Raw genomic sequence first — 2,370 nt, forward strand, 5'->3', positions numbered from 1 at the left:
GCGGCCTCCGCGGCGTCGTCCGGCTCGCCCGTACGGCGCTGTCGCCGCGCCTGTTTGCGCTCGGCCGCGGTCGTGCGGTGTGACGTCTCCAGCCTGGGGTCGCCACCCCGGCCCGCGAGCGCGCCGACCACACCGGGCGTCGTGGGCTCCCAGTCGAAGGTGACCCCGCCGATGGTGACCGGGCTCCCCGGTTCGGCCCCCTGCCGGGCCAGCTCCTCCTCGACCCCCAGCCGGTTCAGCCGGTCGGCGAGGTATCCGACGGCCTCGTCGTTGTCGAAGTTCGTCTGCCGGATCCAGCGCTCCGGACGCGCGCCGCGCACCACGAACCCGCCCGGTTCGTCCCGGTCGGGCTCCACGACGAACCCGCCGTCGTCGACCGCCTTCGGCGTGAGCACCACCTTCTCCGGGGTGGGCGGCGGCTGCTGCGCACGGTGCCGCTCGACGATCTCGCCGAGGGCGAAGGTCAGGTCCCGCAGACCCCCACGGGTCGCGGCGGAGACCTCGAACACCCGCATCCCCCGCGCCCGGAGGTCGGGGCGCACGAGGTCCGCGAGCTCGGCGGCGTCCGGCACGTCCACCTTGTTCAGCACCACCACCCGCGGCCGGTCGGCGAGGTCGCCCCCGAGCGCGGGGGTGTACCGGGCGAGCTCCTCCTCCAGGGCGTCGACGTCGGAGAGCGGGTCGCGCCCGGGCTCGAACGTCGCACAGTCGACCACGTGCACCAGCACCGCGCAGCGTTCGATGTGCCGCAGGAAGTCGAGTCCGAGGCCGCGGCCCTCACCCGCGCCCGGGATGAGTCCCGGCACGTCGGCCATGGTGAACACCGTCTCGCCCGCGGCGACCACCCCGAGGTTCGGTGTCAGCGTGGTGAACGGGTAGTCGGCGATCTTCGGTTTGGCCGCCGACAGCGCGGAGATCAGCGAGGACTTGCCCGCCGACGGGAAACCCACCAGCCCCACGTCGGCCACCGACCGCAGTTCGAGCACGAGATCCCGGGTCTCGCCGGGTTCGCCGAGCAGGGCGAAGCCGGGCGCCTTGCGGGAGCGGGACGCGAGTGCCGCGTTCCCGAGACCGCCACGTCCCCCGCGCGCGGCGACGAACCGGGTCCCCGCGCCGACCAGATCCGCCAGCACCTCGCCGTCCTCGGTGAGCACCACGGTGCCCTCCGGAACCCGCATCTCCAACGGGTCCCCCGCGGCGCCGTTGCGGTGCGAGCCCTTGCCCTGTTTGCCGTTCCCCGCCGCGGCGTGCGGACGGAAGTGGAAGTCGAGCAGCGTGTGCACGCCCGGGTCGACGACGAGCACCACGTCGCCCCCGTTGCCCCCGTTGCCGCCGTCCGGCCCACCGAGCGGTTTGAACTTCTCCCGGTGCACCGAGGCACACCCGTTGCCGCCGTTGCCCGCGGACACGTGGATCACCGCGCGATCGACGAATCGGGATGCCATCCGGTTGCCTTTCTCCGGTGCCGCCCGGAGCGGGCGGGGTGTGGAACTCGACGGTCGGGGGCCCGCGGAGGTCGCGAACCGTCCCGTCACAGCAAAACGAGGGACGGGGCCGGATGTGTTCCGGGCCCGCCCCTCGTTTTGACTACGGTGTGCTGGCCGGGCCGGTCAGGCCTCGGCCGGCACGATGTTGACCGTCTTGCGGCCACGCTTCGTGCCGAACTGGACCGACCCTTCGGCCAGAGCGAACAGCGTGTCGTCGCCGCCACGGCCGACGTTCACGCCGGGGTGAAACTTGGTACCGCGCTGACGGACGAGGATCTCGCCCGCGTTCACGACCTGACCGCCGAACCGCTTGACACCGAGGTACTTCGGGTTGGAGTCACGGCCGTTGCGCGAGCTGCCGGTGCCCTTCTTCGTTGACATGGCTGGTCAGGTTCCTTACTTGTTGATGCCGGTGACTTCGAGGCGGGTCAACTTCTGACGGTGTCCCTGCCGCTTGTGGTACCCGGTCTTGTTCTTGAACTTGTGGATACGGATCTTGGGGCCCTTGGTCTGCTCGACGACCTTGCCCGAGACCGAGACCTTCGCCAGCGAGTCGGCGCCGGTCGTGACCGTGCCGTCGTCGACCACCATCACGGCGGGAAGGGTGTGCTCGGTGCCCGGCTCGCCATCGAGCTTCTCGACCTCGACGACATCGCCGACGGCGACCTTGTACTGCTTGCCGCCGGTCTTGACGACTGCATACGCCGACACGGAAGTCTCCTGATTACTCGACTGCTGGTTCGGGGCTCGACGACCCGCCCTGCTCGCGGGCCGTCCTTCAGGATACTGACTCATTCCCGGACGTCCTGCACCGGGGTGCGCCTCACCCGTTCTCCTGTGCGTGGACGGGCGGGCCCGCGGGGCGGGCCGCCGCACGCCGGGG

General features: G+C 71.4%; 3 protein-coding genes. All 3 read right to left on the reverse strand.

All coding sequences use genetic code 11. The annotated features are described in order from the left end of the window. On the reverse strand, positions 1-1,445 hold a 1,445-nt coding region (obgE, locus tag SACHA_RS0110695; protein ID WP_019809563.1), incomplete at its 3' end, for a GTPase ObgE. Between the two features lie 165 nt (positions 1,446-1,610). Then, positions 1,611-1,868: a 50S ribosomal protein L27 gene (gene rpmA, locus SACHA_RS0110700; protein ID WP_019809565.1), complete on the reverse strand. Its 258-nt coding sequence runs from the start codon at positions 1,866-1,868 to the stop codon at positions 1,611-1,613. A gap of 15 nt (positions 1,869-1,883) precedes the next feature. Then, positions 1,884-2,198, reverse strand: coding sequence for a 50S ribosomal protein L21 (gene rplU / locus SACHA_RS0110705; RefSeq protein WP_007025919.1), 315 nt, complete (start codon positions 2,196-2,198; stop codon positions 1,884-1,886). Between the last annotated feature and the right edge of the window lie 172 nt (positions 2,199-2,370).

Source organism: Saccharomonospora halophila 8, from assembly GCF_000383775.1.
GTDB classification, from domain to species: Bacteria; Actinomycetota; Actinomycetes; order Mycobacteriales; family Pseudonocardiaceae; genus Saccharomonospora; species Saccharomonospora halophila.

What these genes read in the sequence shown, in the direction of transcription:
- rpmA (WP_019809565.1), bottom strand. Translation starts at nt 1,868, where the DNA reads ATGTCAACGAAGAAGGGCACCGGCAGCTCGCGCAACGGCCGTGACTCC.